The organism is Amycolatopsis sp. TNS106, assembly GCF_019330265.1.
GTDB lineage: Bacteria > Actinomycetota > Actinomycetes > Mycobacteriales > Pseudonocardiaceae > Amycolatopsis > Amycolatopsis lurida.
This window is the reverse complement of sequence record NZ_CP024972.1, coordinates 7,459,540-7,476,642: the sequence shown is the minus strand read 5'-3', so window position 1 is coordinate 7,476,642 and position 17,103 is coordinate 7,459,540. Positions and strand designations below refer to the sequence as shown.

General features: G+C 68.2%; 20 protein-coding genes and 1 tRNA gene. 9 read left to right on the top strand and 12 right to left on the bottom strand.

The window, feature by feature from the left end; all coding sequences use genetic code 11:
* Nucleotides 1-138: 138 nt before the first annotated feature.
* Together glpR and CVV72_RS34525 are read left to right on the top strand one after the other, a co-directional pair.
* Nucleotides 139-957 (top strand): gephyrin-like molybdotransferase receptor GlpR, encoded by an 819-nt coding sequence (gene glpR / locus CVV72_RS34530; protein ID WP_219148229.1) that lies wholly within the window; start codon nucleotides 139-141, stop codon nucleotides 955-957.
* Nucleotides 958-1,028: 71 nt separating this feature from the next.
* Nucleotides 1,029-1,101, top strand: a tRNA-Ala gene (locus tag CVV72_RS34525).
* A 65-nt stretch (nucleotides 1,102-1,166) separates the two neighbouring features.
* Here the strand turns inward: CVV72_RS34525 and CVV72_RS34520 are convergent.
* Nucleotides 1,167-1,592, bottom strand: a complete 426-nt coding sequence (locus CVV72_RS34520; protein WP_255632357.1) for a tyrosine-type recombinase/integrase — start codon at nucleotides 1,590-1,592, stop codon at nucleotides 1,167-1,169.
* A gap of 276 nt (nucleotides 1,593-1,868) precedes the next feature.
* Here CVV72_RS34520 and CVV72_RS34515 point away from each other — a divergent pair, with 276 nt between their 5' ends.
* The 5 genes from CVV72_RS34515 (at nucleotide 1,869) to CVV72_RS34495 (ending at nucleotide 6,319) form a co-directional block, all read left to right on the top strand.
* Entirely contained in the window at nucleotides 1,869-2,342 is a 474-nt protein-coding gene (locus CVV72_RS34515; protein ID WP_219148227.1) for a hypothetical protein, read from the top strand.
* On the top strand, nucleotides 2,342-2,983 hold the full coding sequence (locus tag CVV72_RS34510) for a DUF3558 domain-containing protein (RefSeq protein ID WP_370641841.1): 642 nt from the start codon (nucleotides 2,342-2,344) through the stop codon (nucleotides 2,981-2,983). The genes CVV72_RS34515 and CVV72_RS34510 overlap by 1 nt, the downstream gene beginning before the upstream one ends.
* 54 nt (nucleotides 2,984-3,037) lie before the next feature.
* Complete coding sequence (locus CVV72_RS34505) at nucleotides 3,038-4,270, top strand: hypothetical protein (RefSeq protein ID WP_219148224.1); 1,233 nt, start codon at nucleotides 3,038-3,040, stop codon at nucleotides 4,268-4,270.
* Nucleotides 4,271-4,359: 89 nt separating this feature from the next.
* Nucleotides 4,360-5,091: an ESX secretion-associated protein EspG gene (locus CVV72_RS34500; RefSeq protein WP_255632810.1), complete on the top strand. Its 732-nt coding sequence runs from the start codon at nucleotides 4,360-4,362 to the stop codon at nucleotides 5,089-5,091.
* A 232-nt stretch (nucleotides 5,092-5,323) separates the two neighbouring features.
* Nucleotides 5,324-6,319, top strand: coding sequence for a teichoic acid biosynthesis protein C (locus CVV72_RS34495; protein WP_219148220.1), 996 nt, complete (start codon nucleotides 5,324-5,326; stop codon nucleotides 6,317-6,319).
* Nucleotides 6,320-6,367: 48 nt separating this feature from the next.
* Here the strand turns inward: CVV72_RS34495 and CVV72_RS34490 are convergent, their stop codons facing one another.
* The gene (locus CVV72_RS34490; protein ID WP_034305703.1) at nucleotides 6,368-6,784 is read right to left on the bottom strand and encodes an SgcJ/EcaC family oxidoreductase; all 417 of its coding nucleotides are present in this window, start codon (nucleotides 6,782-6,784) and stop codon (nucleotides 6,368-6,370) included.
* Nucleotides 6,785-6,812: 28 nt separating this feature from the next.
* A complete protein-coding gene (locus CVV72_RS34485) occupies nucleotides 6,813-7,994 on the bottom strand; it encodes an acyl-CoA dehydrogenase family protein (RefSeq protein WP_091600006.1) in 1,182 nt (393 codons plus the stop codon).
* 211 nt (nucleotides 7,995-8,205) lie between these two features.
* On the opposite strand from CVV72_RS34485, the gene aroF reads away from it, so the two are divergent.
* Nucleotides 8,206-9,255 (top strand): 3-deoxy-7-phosphoheptulonate synthase, encoded by a 1,050-nt coding sequence (aroF, locus tag CVV72_RS34480; protein ID WP_219154317.1) that lies wholly within the window; start codon nucleotides 8,206-8,208, stop codon nucleotides 9,253-9,255.
* A gap of 1 nt (nucleotide 9,256) precedes the next feature.
* On the opposite strand, the gene CVV72_RS34475 is transcribed toward aroF, so the two are convergent.
* Genes CVV72_RS34475 through CVV72_RS34460 form a run of 4 tightly spaced genes read right to left on the bottom strand, consistent with a single transcriptional unit; the run spans nucleotide 9,257 to nucleotide 12,188 of the window.
* Nucleotides 9,257-10,516 (bottom strand): MFS transporter, encoded by a 1,260-nt coding sequence (locus CVV72_RS34475; protein WP_219148217.1) that lies wholly within the window; start codon nucleotides 10,514-10,516, stop codon nucleotides 9,257-9,259.
* Nucleotides 10,513-10,860: a VOC family protein gene (locus CVV72_RS34470; RefSeq protein WP_219148216.1), complete on the bottom strand. Its 348-nt coding sequence runs from the start codon at nucleotides 10,858-10,860 to the stop codon at nucleotides 10,513-10,515. The genes CVV72_RS34475 and CVV72_RS34470 overlap by 4 nt, the downstream gene beginning before the upstream one ends.
* Nucleotides 10,857-11,018: a CopG family transcriptional regulator gene (locus CVV72_RS34465; protein ID WP_219148215.1), complete on the bottom strand. Its 162-nt coding sequence runs from the start codon at nucleotides 11,016-11,018 to the stop codon at nucleotides 10,857-10,859. Before CVV72_RS34465 ends, CVV72_RS34470 begins: the two co-directional genes overlap by 4 nt.
* A 9-nt stretch (nucleotides 11,019-11,027) precedes the next feature.
* On the bottom strand, nucleotides 11,028-12,188 hold the full coding sequence (locus CVV72_RS34460) for an MFS transporter (protein WP_219148214.1): 1,161 nt from the start codon (nucleotides 12,186-12,188) through the stop codon (nucleotides 11,028-11,030).
* Between the two features lie 77 nt (nucleotides 12,189-12,265).
* On the opposite strand from CVV72_RS34460, the gene CVV72_RS34455 reads away from it, so the two are divergent.
* On the top strand, nucleotides 12,266-12,823 hold the full coding sequence (locus tag CVV72_RS34455; RefSeq protein WP_219148213.1) for a helix-turn-helix domain-containing protein: 558 nt from the start codon (nucleotides 12,266-12,268) through the stop codon (nucleotides 12,821-12,823).
* 2 nt (nucleotides 12,824-12,825) lie between these two features.
* Here CVV72_RS34455 and CVV72_RS34450 read toward each other — a convergent pair whose 3' ends face one another.
* The 5 genes from CVV72_RS34450 to CVV72_RS34430 form a co-directional block, all read right to left on the bottom strand.
* Nucleotides 12,826-13,233, bottom strand: a complete 408-nt coding sequence (locus CVV72_RS34450; RefSeq protein WP_219148212.1) for a VOC family protein — start codon at nucleotides 13,231-13,233, stop codon at nucleotides 12,826-12,828.
* A gap of 10 nt (nucleotides 13,234-13,243) precedes the next feature.
* Nucleotides 13,244-14,626: an aminotransferase class V-fold PLP-dependent enzyme gene (locus CVV72_RS34445; RefSeq protein WP_219148211.1), complete on the bottom strand. Its 1,383-nt coding sequence runs from the start codon at nucleotides 14,624-14,626 to the stop codon at nucleotides 13,244-13,246.
* Nucleotides 14,623-15,075 carry a DUF6463 family protein gene (locus CVV72_RS34440; protein WP_219148210.1) on the bottom strand — a complete coding sequence of 151 codons (453 nt, stop codon included), beginning with the start codon at nucleotides 15,073-15,075 and terminating at the stop codon, nucleotides 14,623-14,625. Before CVV72_RS34440 ends, CVV72_RS34445 begins: the two co-directional genes overlap by 4 nt.
* Before the next feature lie 80 nt (nucleotides 15,076-15,155).
* Nucleotides 15,156-15,800, bottom strand: coding sequence for a response regulator transcription factor (locus tag CVV72_RS34435; RefSeq protein ID WP_219148208.1), 645 nt, complete (start codon nucleotides 15,798-15,800; stop codon nucleotides 15,156-15,158).
* Nucleotides 15,797-17,029, bottom strand: a complete 1,233-nt coding sequence (locus CVV72_RS34430) for a sensor histidine kinase (protein ID WP_219148206.1) — start codon at nucleotides 17,027-17,029, stop codon at nucleotides 15,797-15,799. Before CVV72_RS34430 ends, CVV72_RS34435 begins: the two co-directional genes overlap by 4 nt.
* Between the last annotated feature and the right edge of the window lie 74 nt (nucleotides 17,030-17,103).

Genomic DNA, 17,103 nt, shown 5'->3' with positions numbered 1-17,103 from the left:
GACCGCGTTACCACAAGCTGTGAGATTCACCTAATTTGGTGATGCATTTTCCGTGATCGAAACCGGCGAGTCTGCGCGGCGTGTGTGACTGTTGTGGCTAGCGTGACTACAGCAGTGGATCGGGGGAGGTGACGGGAGATGCCCAGTTCGGTGATCATCGTCGCGCTCGCAGCGGCATGGCTCGTCGTTCTCGTGCCCATGGTCGCCCGCAAGCGCCAGCAGGTCGCACGGACGACGGACTCGGCCTTGGCGGCGCGAGTCGTGCGGAGCGGGAGCACACGCCACGAGGGACCGGAGGAGTTCGCGATGGCGGAAAACACGGAACCATCGGTAGAAGACGACCTGGCCGAACTCGAGGCGGAGCTCGACGCCGACCTCGAAGACGAGGCACCGGAGGCCGAGCCGCTTCCCCAGCCCTCGCGCACGGCCCGGCCCGAAAGAGAACGCCAAGCCACCGGCTACCGGCCCGGCCGGGGCGGATTCGACCCGGAGGCGGCGGACATCGCCGCGCGCGCCAAATACGCGTTCCGGCAGCGGATCGTCATCGCCCTCCTGGTGCTGGTGGTCACCACCGCGGCCGTCGCCGGCTTCCTGACCCCGACGGTCTGGTGGGCCAACGGTGTCGTCGACGCCGTCCTCATCGGCTACCTCGTGTACCTGCGCCGCCAGGTCCGCATCGAGAACGAGATCCGGCAGCGCCGCCTCGCCCGCTTCAACAGCACCCGCGCCCCGCGCCGCCCGGCGGTCGGCGACGACGAAACCCACGAGTCCCGTGAGTCGCCCGAGGACATCGAGGTCGTCGCCACCGAACGCCCGGCCGTCGTGGAACGCAAGCCGTCCCCGATGTCCCGCCTCCGGCGCCAAGCCGTCGTCGTCGACCTCGACGACGAGGATCCGGCCTTCCACGAGCTCGATGAGCCCGGGACCAGGCCTTTCCGCCGGGCCTCCGGAGAGTGACCCCCCTCGTTCGAGGCTCCATGAGCCACTGCTAAGCTCATGGAGCCTCAAATGAGGGGCAAGCTTCACCAGGGGCTGTAGCGCAGTTGGTAGCGCGTCTCGTTCGCATCGAGAAGGTCAGGGGTTCGATTCCCCTCAGCTCCACAACAGGTCAAAGGTCCTTCCCAGGGAATCGGGAAGGACCTTTTTGCTACCTGTACAGCAGCAGGTCATTGCAGGCTGTCTCCGAGTTTCTTGAGCGCCGCTCGCGTCTGGTCCGACGAAATCTCGGTGTAGATCTCCATCGTCACCGCGAACTGAGCGTGCCGGAGAATCCGCATCGCGTCCCGAGGGTGCACGTCGAGATCCGCGAGCAACGACCCGCAGGAGCGGCGACCGTCGTGCACGGTGATGTACCGGACTCCCGCCCTCCTGCCTCGCGTCGCCCACGACCGGAGGAAGTTACGCGGCTCGACCGGCGTGCCGTGCTCGGTCGTGAACACGAGACCGCTGTCCAGCCAGGCGTCGGTCTTCTCCTGGTCCTGGCCTCGACGCTCCAGTGAAAACGCGGCCGACTCCGTGATGATCGGAGCAGCCTGCCAGCCATCGAACCGCGACTGGACCTCAAGCCCCCAGAAGTGGCAAAGCTGCCTCATGGGTGGCATTGGGCCACTGGAAACCCGACCGCCGGTGGCAAGATTCTCTCCGCCGTTCGCCCGTCTCGGTGAGCGACACGAACCGCCGTGCCAACCTCTGCCTCGGCTGCCGCACGCCGCGTTACCGCTGGTGGGGCTACCTACCAGTAGCCGGACGACCACTCTTGTAACAGCGCACGCTCGGTGAGCGATCCGCTACTCTGATCGGCGCGACTGAATGGGCCGCACCGATCAGCACCGCAACGCACCACGGCGAGGGGTTCGAGGGGTGGACGCGTGACCGAAACAGGCAGATCACCATGGCTGAGTGACCTAGCGTTCTACATCACCGATGATCCAGTGACTGAGAACGTCAACAGGGCGAAAGCCGCCGAGGCCGCCATGAATGACCAAGTACAGCAAGGCGCACACGGCCCTGGGTTCCGACTCGACCGCGACCACGCCACGAGAATGGTCGAAAAAGCCATGCAGGTAAAGCTCGCCCTGGAAAATGATCAGCGAATAACACAAACGTTGGAGCGCATGCAGTCCGCTGCTCAGGATCCGGTAAGCATGCGATTCACGAAAGCAGCCACCTGGAACGGTGGACAGCCGGGGGCATTTGCCTATGGGGCGGGACATGTTCGCCTTGAGATGCTTTATATTGAAGAACTGATCGAGCGGCTAAATACGGCACTGGGGCGGACGACGCAGAACGACCAGGAGGCCGGAAAAGCTGTTGATGACGGCGTCAAAAAGGGGAAATTCTAATGCGGCGGCACGATCTCGTAATGGCCTTCGCAACGGCAGCGGCCCTCGCTGTCGCAGGCTGCTCGGGCGGTGGGGCCACTCCCACCAGCTCGACTCCTCCACCTTTAACGGTCCCCGGCACTACATCAGCAGGAGAAGCGTTGCCGTATGCGGGCGCACCGAAAGTGCCGAACCCGTTCCCGGAGTCGATATTTGCGGGCGACCCGTGCGCGGACAGTCTCAACGCCGAACAGATCGACATGGTGCTTGGTGCGCCGGTTCAAACCAAACGTGCCGATGCTGATTCGATCGGTCCGGGGTGCGATTGGGCGAACACGGTAACCGGCGGCCATGCCATCATGGCATACGCCATCAAGCTACCCGGCGGCTTAAGTGCAATCTACGAAAACGTGAAGCCCAAGGCCGAAGTATGGAAGCCAATTGCCTCTCTGCAAGGATTTCCTGCCGTCGCCTATGTATCTCCATCGGGTGGTTCACCTGACAAATTCTGCCAGATCAGTATCGGAGCGACCGATAACACCACCATTGAAATATCAGCATTCCTGAGTATCGAGTCGAAAGGCAAGAAAGATCCGTGCGACGCGGCTAAAGCAGTTGCGGATTCGGTCTTGACGAGTCTTCGCGCTAAGGCGGGTGTGTAGCTCGTGTCGTGGCTGTCTGATCGCATAGAGGGTGTCGGGAGAGCCTTGTCCGGCTTGGGTAAGTCCATGGGCGGCACGTTGGGGGGTGTCGTGGAGTGGACCGGAAAAGTGTTAGCCGGGGACGTCGGTGCCCAGCCTGTGCCGGTGCCCACGTTCGTAGCTCAGGTACACGCGGGTAACTCCCGTCCGTGGCACGAGGCCGCGGGGCAGGCGGAGCAGGCAGCGAAAGGTCAGGGTGACCACGCAGGCACCCTTCGAGAGATCATCGGCGACTTAGAGTCCTCGTGGGCTGGGACGGGTGCGGATGCCGCGCGGGAACGTATCCACAAGCTGTACACAGTCGCCGATTCCGCAGACCGGTCGATGGCACGTAACCAGCAGGTTGTGTTAACGGCCGCCTCGGGTTACGAGCACACTAAAGCCACTCTCAAGCCGATGCCTCCACGCCCGGACAAGAGTTTCGGTGACGTGATCTCGCCGTGGGACACCGACACCGAAAAGGCGATCAATGACTACAACGACAAAGCGAAGTTCAATCTCACAACCTATAAACGCTACGAAAGCCAGCTCCAGCAGACCCAAGGCGATTTACAAGGCGATTACGGGCAGCTTGGTTTCTACGACGGCGCGGATATCGCCCTAGCGCCCCCACCCAAGAAGGGCGTGACCCCGCCACCAGGGCACCCCTCGCCCTCTCCGGGTGCTGAGGGTCGCAGCGACGGTGACAGCGGCGGCTATGTCGGTAGTTCGGGGTTCACCCCGTCTCCCGCACCCGGCCACACCCCCGGACAGGTCACCCCCGGCACCGGAGCCCACGTCGGAGCCGGTAGCGGTGTGGGAGCTGATCACACCGCTATCTCGGGTTACAACCCTGCCTCGCGCGATGGGCTATCTACCCCGACCATCCCCGCACCGTCGAACGGCCCGAGCGGCAGCGCGCGAGGCGAGACCGGTTTAGGTGTTGGTGGCGGTGTCGTGCCCGGCGCGCCCGGTTCCGTGGGTGGTCCTGGTGGACGCGCGAGCGGTGGCGTGCCAGGTGCGGGTCGCGGCAGCGGCGCGGGCGTCCTCGGCGGCCCGAGCGCGGGCGAGACCGGTCGGGCGGGTTCCCGGTTGACCGGGGCGGGTGCCCCGGGTGCGCCGGGCGCGATGGCCCCCGGCGCACGCGGCGCCAAAGCCGAGGACACCGAGCACGCCCGTAAGTACGGGCTGGACGAAGCACCGATCACCGTCGGCGATATCGACCCCGAGACCGGATATCCGGTCGTGCCGCCCACCATCGGCACCTAACCACCTTCCCTTGACACGGCAAGGAAAACACACGCGCTATGGCTCTCATTGACGCGCCGCTGGTACTGCCCAAACTCGCACTCTTGACCGTGTGGCAGTGGTACGCGAACGACCTTGGAGACCCGCACCCGGTCTTAGGAACCAACACCGGGTACTACATGCCAGACGGGGCTACGGCGCGGATCGAAGCGGGCACCTGGGAACTACTCGGTCAGCAGCGGTTGGCGCGCGGTCAGCGGGTGAACCCGCTCCTCGTCGACACGTTGCGCGTGTTGGGTTCAGCTGATCGGGAGTTCTACGGGTGGACCGCCTACCCCGCAGCGAGCAAGCGGGAAGGGGGCGGGTTCTTCACCGGGGCCCGTGACCGCGACGCGGTGCGGGTGTTGGTCGATGACGACGCGGTGCTCCTGCAACCGCTGCCGGATCACCGCTATCTCGCAGCTGGTCTGGTCGAGGTGCTGCCCCCGGTCGAGTCAGCAGAAGTGCGGGATCTTGCCGTGCCTCGCACACCACCCGCGCGGCCGGTGACGGTCGCGGCCGGCCGTAGCCCGCTCGCCCACCCAGAGCCCGAAGCGGGCGACCCAGACCGGGATCTGATCATCGATCTCATGCACGCCCCACGCGATGCAATTCACCAGATTTACGCGGCGGTCACGGGCGCGCGTGGACGGTCGCGGAGCGTTCCTATCACCGCCGTAGACCTGACCGACCACGGGCGCGTAATCACTTACACCAACACCGACGACGGCACCGAGTACATCCACCTCGCCGGAGGTAGCGGGCTGGTGCGACTCCTAGAGAACACCGCCCATACCCTGTAAAGCGAACCGGGGTGCATCCATCCGGCTGCGCCCTCAGCCAACGCCTGCGCTAGCTTTTGAAGCTGTTTTAGCAGCTCGGCGCGGTTCTCCTCAGCTACCCAGCCGGTCGAAAAGACCCTTCCCAAGAAAATCGCCAAGGGCCTTTTCACTATCCACGCGGCCTGGTTGTACGAATCTTGTACGCGCGTGAACAACCTTCGATCGGACCGAAACCCGACGAAGGCGAGCGCTCATGTCCGAGCAGGTGCCCCCGGATCTCCCCCGATCCCCGTTCTCCCGACGTTCCCTGCTGCGCGCCGGCGGTGGTCTCGCCGCGACGACGGCTCTGCTCGGCACGGGCGCGGTGTTCGCCGGGCCGGCCTCGGCTGCGGTGCCGGCGTCCAAGCGGTTCGACCTCACCAAGCCGTCCTACGACGAGTTCCGCAGCAAGATCCTGCACGAGTCGCACCACGTGATGCAGGGCTTCACCTTCGACAACCAGAACGTGCGCATCTTCATCGTGAACGCCCGCAACGGCGGGACCGGGGACGACCTGTGTATCACGCAGGTCAACTTCTCCGGCGAGATCCAAGGCTCGATGCATCTCAACAACGCCGGGCACGGGGTGTCGATCGGCGTCGAACCGGTGGGCACCGATTCCTACATCTGGATGGAATGCGACTCGGACGGGCCGACCGGCACCGGTCGCGGGACGGCGCTGGCGAGGTTCAAGTTCGTCAACGGTGGCACGCCGTCGGTCAAGAAGTTCCTCACCGGCAGCAAAACGATCACCTGCGCCACCGACCCGATCAACAAGCGGATCGCGGTGCGCCGCAACGAAGGCGGGAAGATGTTCTACAGCGTCTACCCGCTCGCCTCCGCCGCCGCGGGCAACTTCAGCTCACCACTGGCGCATTTCGCTCAGCCCGCATTGTCCACCGTGCCGGTGACCTTCCAGGGGTACGCCATCTACGGCCAGTATCTGTACACATTGGACGGTGAAGGACACGCCGATCCCGCCGACATCAACTCCTACGTCACGTGCATCGACATGAACACCGGCACGGTGAAGAGCCGCGCGCTGACCAAGGCGGGACAGTCGCTGGTGTTCCGCGAGCCGGAAGGGCTCGGGATCTACCGCAGCCTGGCCGGGGAGACCCGGTTGTACATGGGTTTCGGGTCGCGCAGCAGCATGGAGAACATCAATCGCTACGCGAACCTCTTCTACAAGAACGTCCTCATCGACTGAGACATCGAAGAGGCCTGTCCCCGGGGAAGGACAGGCCTCTTCGGACGGTCACTTGTCGCGCGGGGTGTTCTGGTACGCGGCGAGACGCCACTCGCCGTTCTGGCGAGCGACGGTCCACGAAGCGCGGATCGCGTTGTGGTCGGCGACCTCGGACTCGCCCTTGTACAGCACGCCGCCCTGGGTCAGCAGCACCGCCGAGTCCGCGGAGAGGAAGCGAAGGCTGACGGGCTTCCCGGTCACCTGCGTGCCCTTGTAGTTGGTGGCGTAGGCGTCCTTGAGGAACGCCCGGATCTCTTCGCGCCCGTTGGCGAAGCTGCCGGCGAGGATCATCGTGCCGTCCTCGGTGAAGACGTCGGCGAACGCGTCCGCGTCGTGGTAGGCCCACGCGGCGATGACCTTCTGGGTGAGGGCCGCGATGGCCGCCTTGTCCGCGTCAGTGACCTTGGCGGTTTCGGTGGTCGTCATGACTTTCCTTCCTGGAGGTCTCGGGGCGTCAGATGTAGAGGGTGTTCGGCTCGAGCCCGCACAGCACGCGCCCGTACAGCTCGTTGTTGGTGTCGGGGTGCATGAGCGCGTGCAGGTTGACCGCCTGGATGTCGCGGACGATGCGCTGGATCGGGACGTCGGAGAAGATCGACGACCCGCCGCTGGCGTTGGCGAAGATGTCGATGGCCTCCTTGCTCAGCTTCACCGTCGCGCCCATGTCGGCGCGCGCCTGGACGCGCTCTTCGAGCTTCCACGGCGTGCCGTCGGCCGCCTTCCCGTCGACGAGCGAGGTCAGCCGGGTGGCGTGGAATTCGGCCTCGTCCAGCTTCAGCGTCGCGTCGGCGACCTGGTGGTGCGTCAACGGCGCTTCGCGCTGGCTTTCGTAGGCGGTGTAAGTGATCTTGCGGTTAGGCAGGCGCTTGAGGAACAGCTCCTTCGCGGCCCGGCCGAGACCGAGGACGCTGCCGACCGACGACGCCGCGGCGACCGGGAGCAGGGGCGCGCGGAAGATCTCCAGCCCGGCGTTGGCCGTGGAGGAGTACTGCCCCTGCAGGACCGCCGGCAGGCTGATGATCCGCTCGCTCGGGATGAACAGGTCCTTGGCGACCGTGCTGACGCTGCCGGTGCCGCGCAGGCCGCTGGTCGTCCAGTCGTCGACGATCAGCAGATCCGTCATGGGGACGACGCCCATGACCGGGTACGGCTCCGCGCCTTCCTCGACGAGGACCGCGATGACGACCTGCCAGTGGGCGTGCCGCGCGCCGCTGATGAAGCCCCACTTGCCGTTGACGACGATGCCGCCCTCGGCGGGCCCGGCGATCGCCGTCGGGCTGAGCGTCCCGCACACCCGGATGTCGGGCCGGGAGAAGACCTCGTCCTGGACCGCGTCCGGGAAGAGACCGGTCATCCAGCTGGTGATCCAGCTGACCGCGGTCGTCCAGGCCGGGGACGCGTCGGCGCGGCCCAGTTCCGCGGCGACCTCGACGAGTGTGCGGGTGTCGGCCTCGTAGCCGCCGTACCGCTGGGGAACCCGCAGCCGGAAGAGACCGGCCTCGGTGATCGCCTCGATCGACTCGTCGTGCAGCCGCCGGTTCTCCTCCGTCCAGGCCGCGTGCTTCCGCAGCGTCGGAACCAGATCGGTGGCCCGCTGGACGAGCTGTTCGCGAGTCGGGTTCTCGGTGTTCGACACCATTTCCTCCTAGCCGTGGAACCGGGTGAGCTGGTAGCGGGAGGACACCGGTCCTCGCGTGAACCTGTTCCGACGATCCCAGCCGGACGACGGCGTGACGTCTCTCCGATTGCGGCAGGTTTGAGGACGTGGGGTGCCCGGCGGCACGGAGACCATGAGTCGGGCCGGGAGGACTTCAGGCTCGCCCGCCGACCCAGAGGAGATCGTGGATATGGTCATCGTGATGACGCCGGACGCCACCGACGAAGAGGTGTGGGCGATCGTCGACCAGGTGGAATCCGTCGGTGGAAGCGCCTTCGTCAGCCGTGGGGTGAGCAGGACGATCATCGGGCTGATCGGCGATGTCGACCTGTTCGAAACCCTGAATCTCAGCGGACGCCCCGGCGTCGCACGGGTGACGCGGATTTCCGCGAAGTACAAACTGGTCAGCCGCGAACACCGGCCGGAAGGCCGTTCGACGGTCGTGGTCGGCGGGGTGTCGATCGGGCCGGACACCACGACCCTGGTCGCCGGGCCGTGCGCGGTGGAGACACCGGAGCAGACCCTCGAAGCCGCGCTGATGGCCAAGAAAGCGGGCGCCACTCTCCTCCGCGGCGGTGCCTTCAAGCCCAGGACGTCGCCGTACGCCTTCCAGGGGCTCGGGGAACTCGGCCTCCGGATCCTGGCCGATGTCCGGGCCGAGACCGGGCTCCCGGTGGTCACCGAGGTGGTCGCGCCGCACGACGTCGACATGGTCGCCGAGTACGCCGACATGCTGCAGATCGGCACCCGGAACATGCAGAACTTCGGGCTGCTGCAGGCGGCGGGCCGGGCCGGGAAACCGGTGCTGCTCAAACGCGGGATGAACTCCACCATCGAGGAATGGCTGATGGCGGCCGAATACATCGCGCAGCGCGGCTGTCTCGACATCGTGTTGTGCGAGCGCGGGATCCGGACCTTCGAGACCTCGACGCGCAACACGCTCGACGTGTCGGCGGTGCCGGTCGTCCAGCATCTTTCGCATCTGCCGGTGATGATCGACCCGTCGCATTCCGGCGGCCGCCGCGATCTCGTGCTGCCGCTGAGCCGGGCCGCGATCGCGGTCGGCGCCGACGGCGTGCTCGTGGACGTGCACCCGCATCCGGAAGAGGCGCTCTGCGATGGACCGCAGGCGCTGGTGACCGAGGATCTTCAGGAGCTGTCACAGGCACTGGACGCGCTGGGCACGCTGATGGGCAGGCGGTCGATGGTCGAGCCGTGGCGCCATCTTCGGGCGAGCTGATTCACTCCCGGCGTGCCGCGGCGTAGGCGGCGGCCGCCAGTGAGACCGCGAAAAGCGCGTACGAGGCGAACAAACCGGTGCCGGAGGAGCTCAAACCGCCACCGACGGCCCGGCCGAGCAGCTGCCCGACGCATTCCGCGGTGATGACGGCGGTCGCCAGTTCCGCGGCGGTGAAACCACTCGAACCCGCGGTGGTGGCTCTGATGTACAGGCCGGGATAGGCGAGTCCGACGCCGATTCCGGCGACGGTCCAGGCGGCGAGAGCCGTGGCGAACGAACCGCCGAAGGTCAGGACGGCGGTGCCGAGCGCGGTCAGGCTCAAGCCCACGACGGGCAAGCGGGCCGAGGTGAACTTGGCGGCCACCAGGCTCGTCACCGCCCAGCCGAGCGGGGCGGCGCTCAGGACGATCGCCGCCTGCCCGAGGCTCACCTCGAACCCGCTTGTCAGGAGCACGGTGATGAGACTGTCCGCGCCGAAATAACCGATGGCGAACAGCACCATCGCGCCGAGCGCGGCGGGGGTTCCCGGCCGGAGCCGCGCGGTGCCCGGCGGCAGGATCGCGATCGTCCCGGCGACGGTGATCGCCGCCCCGGCGAGCGCGAGCGGCCAGGAACCCCCGCTGAACACGACGAGCGCCGCTCCCAGCGGTACCGTCAGTGTCTTCGCGATCGGCCGCTGTCCGTCCTCTGTGGACGGTTCGCCGCGGGCGGCGCGCACGACCAGCAAGCGTCCGAAAAGGACGAACGGCACGGGCAGCAACAGGGTCCACCGCCAGCCGACGAGATGTTCCAGGCCGAGGGTCGCGGCCGGGCCGACCAGCGCGGGCACGATCCACATCGCCGAGGACGCCGCGACCACGCGGATCCGCAGCCGGTCGTCGAGATGCCGGATCGCCGAGCTGATGCCGAAAATCGCCAAGAGACCGCTCGCGAGCCCGGCGGAGAACTGGCCGAGGGCGAACGTCCACGCCGTCCGTGCCGTCGCGGCCAGGAGCAGCCCGCCGAGGTACGCGGCCATCCCGGCGGCGAGCGTGCCGCGCGGCCCCAGCCTGCCGAGAACGCGGCTCGCCAAGGGAAGCGCGACGAACAACCCCAGTGTCGAGCCGGCGATCAGGAGCCCGAGATCGCTCCTCGCGTCGAGATCGACGGCGACGATCGGCAGCAGGCTGGAAGCGACGAAACCGGTGACGGCCGCCGCGAACTCGAGCGCGACGATGCCCACCGCGAGGAACAGCGGACCCGCACGCCGGGTCTCGGTCACGTGTAGAGGTCGCGGTCGTACCGATTGAGCTGCACCCACACCCCGTCCGGGTCCCGGACGCGCAACGAGTGACCGAAACCTTCATCGATCGGCGGTCCCGGCTCGAACCCGGCCGCTCGCAGGCGTTCCGCGACGTCCTCCAACGGTTCTTCGACCTCGAAGGCCAGTTCACAGCGGCCCACGTCGTCGCCGGAGGACCGATGGAGGGCCAGCATCCCGCCCGCGGCGGGCATCTCGACCCAGCCGCCGGGGCGAGACACCGGCCCGACGCGGAGGCCTAGCGTCTCGTAGAACCGCGTCATCGCCTCGACGTCCGCGCTGTAGCGGATCGGCATGACCTTCATCGCTCACGTTCCTCACTGGTCCGCAGCAGGTACTCCTCCAGCACCCGTTCGACGAACGACGAGAGCGACTCGTCGGCGTCGACGGACGCGTGCTTCACCCGCTTGATGAGGTCGTTCGGCAGATAGACGTTGAATTGCCGCTTGGCGACCTGGGACATGCTCGCATGCTAGCAAGTGAGCATGCGATCACGCGAGCGATCGAAGAGGACCAGCGGGATCGTGGCCAGCGCCAGCGCCGCGCCGATCCACGGGATCGCGGTCAGCGAGGCCCCCAGATTCAGCGCCCCGGCGGCGAAGGCCGGGGTGAGGCTGATGCCCAGCTGGAACGCCGAAACCGTGGTCGCGCCGGCGAGGGTCGGGGCGGAAGCGGCGATCGTGAAGACCCGCCCGTAGAGCGCCGGATTGAGCACGAAGGCCGCGACACCCAGCAGGAACACCGTCGGCACGACCACCCAGGCGGAAGTCGCGAAAAGCGCGAGCAGCACCGAAAAGACCGCGATACCGGCGCCACCGCCCAGCAGCGCGTGGTGCGGCCGGCGATCCGAGATCCGGCCTCCGAGCGACAGTCCGGCGAAGGCGCCGATCCCGAACAGCGCGAGGACCGCGGGGATCCAGACCGCGGGCAGGACGTCCGCGAGCATCGCCGCCAGGTAGTTGAAGGACACCATGTACGCGGCCGTGCTGAGGATGGTGACCGCGTAGACGCCCCAGAGGCGCGGCGTCCGCATGGTGCGCAGTTCACCGGAAAGGCTCGGGGCGGCGGACGTGGTGGCAGGCAGGCCGACGGCACAGGCGACCACACCCAGGACGGTGAGCGCGACGACGCCCCAAAAGCCGCCGGTCCAGTCGGTGAGGTTGCTCAGCAGGGTGCCCGCCGGTCCCCCGGCCACCATGGCGACGCTGAGCCCGGCGACGACGACACCCGAGGCACGGGCGTTGCGGTCGGGCGTCACCAGGCTGATCGCGGTCACGGCGGCGACGGCGAAGAAACCGGCGTAGGCGAGACCGGCGACGAACCTGGTGATCAGGAGGATCCAGTAGTCGTCGGCGAGGAGGCCGACCGCGATGGCCGCGGCGAAGACGGCCTGCGTGGTCAGCAAGGCCGTCCGCCGCGGCCACTTCAGGCTCAGCACGGCGAACGGCGGGCCGCCGAGGACGACCCCGAGGGCGAACGCGGTGATGAGCGCGCCCGCGGACGACAGGGAGACGCCGAGATCGGCGGCGGCCGCGGGCAGGACGCCTGCCATCAGGAACTCGGCGCTCCCCATCGCGAACAGGCTGAAAGCCAGGAGGTAGACCCCGGCGGGAAGGCGTTTCGTCTCGATCATGCCGCCAGCATCGGAAGCTTCTGGCTGTTTCGGCAAAGAACTTTGCCGGAATCGGGACGAGATGCTGTGCTGGCGACATGGAGAGCCAACCCACCGTCACCGCGGCGATCGAACAGATCGCGCCCCGGCTGCGCCGCGCCCGCGAGAAGAAGGGCACCACGCTGGTGGAACTCAGCCGCGCCACCGGCATCTCCACCAGCACCCTGTCCCGTCTCGAATCCGGGCAGCGCAAACCGAGCCTCGAACTGCTGCTGCCGGTGATCGCCGCGCTGGGCCTGCGCGTCGACGAGATCGTCTCCTCACCGAGAGTGCTCGAAGCACCCGCGGACGGCCGGGTTCTCATCCCGCTCACCCGGCACGAGGACGGGCCCCGCGCCTACAAGATGACGATTCCGGCGAGTGACGCCGAACCCCACCCGCGAACGCACGGCGGACGCGAGTGGCTCTACGTGCTGCGGGGCAGGCTCCGGCTCGTGCTCGGCGACCAGGACGTCGTGCTCGGCGCGGGTGAGGCCGCCGAGTTCGACTGCCGGACGCCGCACTGGTTCGGCGCCACCGGCCGCGGGCGGGTCGAGGTGCTCAGCCTGTTCGGCGAACAGGGTGAGCGGGTCCACGTCCGCGCCCGCACCCGGTAGCTTCAGACCCGCTGCTGGATACGGATGAGGTTCCCCGACGGGTCGCGGACGGCGCCGTCACGCAGGCCGTACGGCTGGTCGGTCGGCTCCTGGATGACCTCGGCGCCCGACTCCTGCAGGTGCTTGAAGAGACCGTCGAGATCGTCGGAGGAGAACAGGATACTCGCGTAAGTGCCCTTGGCCATCATCTCGCCGATGACGCGGCGTTCGTCCTCGGTGATACCCGGGTCGACGGCGGGCGGGTGCAGCACGATCGACACCGGCTGCCCCGGCGGGCCGACGGTGATCCAGCGCATGCCGTCGTAGCCGACGTCGTTGCGCACCTCGAAGCCGAGGGTGTCGCGGTAGAAGGCCAGTGCGGCTTCGGGGTCGGTCTGCGGGAGGAAGCTCCCGTGAATGGCGATGTCCATGACGGTCACGCTAGGTGAGCCCGGTTCCCGACGCTTCTCGATTCCTGATCGCTCTCCGGATGGCTTCGACACTGCGGTCGACGTCCGCTTCGGTCGTGCTCCAGTTGGACACGGAGACGCGCATCAGGCGCATGCCGTGCCAGGTGGTCGCGCCCATCCAGCACTCGCCGGAACGCTGAAGGGCCTCGACGACCCGGTCCGTGTCGGCGCCGAAGCTGACGAGCACCTGGTTCAGCACCACGTCGTTCACGACGGAGACGCCTTCGCACGCGTCGAGTTTCTCGGCGAACCTCCTGGCCAGCGCACAGCACCGTTCGATCATCTCGGCGATCCCCGAGCGGCCGAGTTCGCTGAGCGCCGCCCACGTCGCGAACCCTCGCGCCCGGCGGGAGGATTCCGGCACGAAGTCGCTCGGCGCCCGCACCCCGCCCTCTCCCTGGCCGGTCAGGTACGCGGCGGTGAGCGCCATCGCGGCCCGGTGCGACTCGGGATGGGCACAGAAGGCGTAACCGCAGTCGTAGGGGACGTTGAGCCACTTGTGCCCGTCGACCGCCCAGGAGTCGGCCTTCACCAGCCCCGTGGTCAGCCGTCGGAGTGAGGGGGCGGCGGCCGCCCAGAGCCCGAACGCGCCGTCGACGTGCACCCACGCTCCATGACGGTGGGCGATCTCCGTCGCCGCGGCGAAGTCGTCGAACGCGCCGGTGTTCACGTTCCCGGCCTGGAGGCAAACGATTGCGGGCCCGTCGAGCTTCCGCTCGAGATCGGCGATGTCGACGGCTCCTTGGCCGTCCGCGCGCACCGGCCTGACCGCGTCCGTGCCCAGGCCGAGCAAGCGGAGCGATCGGTCGATCGTCGCGTGCCGCTCCTCGCTGGCGACGACCGGCAGCGGCGGCGCCCCGTGCAACCCGCGGCGCTCGACGTCCCACCCGGCCCGCGCCAGGACGTGATGCCGGGCGGCGGCGAGGCCGACCGTGTTCGCGCCCTGCCCGCCGGTCACGAAACCGAACGAGGCGCCGGACGGCAGGCCGAGGACGTCCTTGAGCCATTCGCCCGCCACCTCTTCGACGATCGCGGCGGCCGGTGAGGTGATCTTGTTGAACGCGGGCTGGTCCCAGCCGGTCGCCAGCATGTCGGCCGCCGTCGCGGCGTCCAGCGCGCCACCGGTGACGAAACCGAAGTACCTCGGCCCGGTGTTCGCCACCAGCGCCGGCTCGACGGCGTCGGCCAGCCGCCGGATCACGTCGGCGGGCGCGGCGGGTTTCTCGGGCAGGTCGCCGAGCTTCTCCCGGACGCCCGTCGTGTCGTCGGGAAAGACGGGGACGTCGGCGACGCTTTCGCGGTACCGGGTGACCCGGGCGGCGACATCGGCCAGGAGATCCCCCAACTCGGTCATGCGTTCATGATTCCACGACCGCGCCGGGCTCCTGCCAGAAAAAGCGAGCCGACGAGCAACAGGGCGATCGTTCCGGCGTCGAAACCGCCCAACAGCCCGAGCAGGACCGCCCACACGACGACGCCCGAGCCCAGCCAGGCCGGCACGCGTTCGCCGCGCCGCGTGTGCCGGAGCACGAGCCCGCCGAGCAGAAGCAGCGGCACGCCGAAACTGCCAGGGCTGAGCCAGAACGCCTCGGCCGTGGGGAGCCGGTCGGGCGTGGGGTCCAGCGTGACCGTGTTGAAGAATCCTTCGTCGAAGATCCGCGCCCAGACATCCTGGCGCATGAAGCCGGCGACGACGGTGTGGAAGAGGCCGCCGCCCAGCGCGAGGATCCCGCCCCAGGTGGCCGGGTCGCGCCAGCGGACGCGGGTGGTGGTCGCTTCGTTGGGCTTATCGATTGTCTGCATGCGCATCAGGCTGCTCGCCGACGCGGCGGGATTCCTCGGCCTGAGGTCGTCGGCCCCTCCACCGAAATGATGAGATCGGCTCAGCTCGGACGCACGAGTCCGTTCTCGTACGCGAAGATCACCGCCTGCACCCGGTCACGGACCTCGAGCTTGGCGAGCAGATGACCGACGTGCGTTTTCACCGTGGCCTCGGAGAGGAAGAGCCGCTGCGCGGTCTCGGCGTTGGAGTATCCCTGCGCGATCTCCAGCAGCACATCGCGTTCGCGCGCGGTGAGCCGCTTCAGCAACGGAGAAGTCTCGCGTGCGACCGCGAGCTGATCCAGCATGCGGCGGGTCGTGGAGCGCGCGATCACGGCATCGCCGGCATGGACGGCGCGGATGGCGTGCAGCACTTCGGCGGCCGACGCGTCCTTGAGCAGAAAACCGCTCGCTCCGGCGCGCAGACCGGCGATGGCGTACTCGTCGAGGTCGAACGTCGTCAGCAGGATCACCTTGGGCGCGTTCTCGCGGGCGGCGACCACTCCGGTGGCCTCGACCCCGTCCATCCGCGGCATCTGGACGTCCATCAGCACGACGTCGACCCGTGTCTCGGCGAGCTTCGCGACCGCCTCCACGCCGTCGGCGGCCTGGACGACGATCCGGATGTCGTCGGTCGCGTCGACGACCATGGCCAAGCCGGTCCGGACCAGTTCCTGGTCGTCGACCAGCGCGACGTCGATCGTCATCTCGAAGCTCCCTGTTCGCCGACGCGGAACTCCGCGCGCACCCTGAAACCGCCGTCGGCCGGACCGGCCTCGAACGTACCGCCCGCGGCACGCACGCGGTCCCGGACGCCACTCAGGCCGGCGCCCGTGCCGGGGAGCGACGGCCGATCACCGGCACCGGCGCCGTCGTCCTCGACGACGAACACCGACACCCGCGGAGTGTGCGTGATCGTGACGGAGACGCCCGTTCGGGGGCCCGCGTGCTTGACGCTGTTGGTCAAGCCCTCCTGGACGAGCCGGTACGCCGCCATGGCGGCGCTCGCCGTCAGCGCGTCGGGCCGCCCTTGCTCGGTCAGCCGGACATCGACGCCCGTCGCGCGGACCCGGTCCACCAAGGCCGGGATCCCGGCGAGCGAGGGCCGCGGCTCGGTCTCGCGCAACACCCGCAGCGTGTCCCGCATGTCGGCCAGCGCCTCGCGGGCGGTCCCGGCGATGACGGAAAGCGCCTGCGCCGCGCGGTCCGGTGCCTTGGAAGCGATGGCGGAGCCGCCTTCGGCCTGACGCACGATGACCGCCAGCGAATGGGCGACGATGTCGTGCATGTCGCGGGCGATGCGCTGACGTTCGCCGGCCGCGGCACGCTCGGCGGCTTCCACGGCCTCGTCGGCGAGGCGCCTCTGCCGGTCGAACCGGAACTGGCCCACGGCCCAGGTGCCCGCCACCGCCGCGACCAGCGCGAGAACGGCCAGCAACAGCGTGAGCCACCCCGCGGGGAGTGCGCCGTAGGCCGTCGCCGTCCGAGCGGTGCACAGCAACGCTCCGAGCACGCTGATCCCGAGGGCGAGCAGGCTCTCGCGCCGCGGACGGCGCGCGGCGACGGCGTACAGGAGCACCAGGTAGGCCGCCGACGTCGGGAGGAAGAACAGCGGGATCTCCATGCGGTCGCCATCGCTCGCCAGCCCCAGTGGCGCGGGCCGGACCACCGTGTTCGGCAACGCGACGATCACCGCCATCGCGAGTCCGGCGGCGGCGAACGCGGGCAAGGTGGCGATCCGCCGCACCGCGACGCCGGCGAGCACCGCGCATCCGCAAAGACCGGCCACCCACAGCACCCAGGCCGGGGAGTCGGCCACCAGGAGGATGTCGAGCGAAGGCGGCCCCAGCAGTGCCGCGACGGCCAGGGCGAAAAGGACGTCCAAGACTAGCGGGTGTGTGCGCGTCCACCGGTCCACGCGGTCGGTCCACGTCACGACCACGATCGTAGACATCGCAGCGGTCTTACGACGGGATAGCTGCCCGGCTACTGGTTGAACCGAAACAGCTG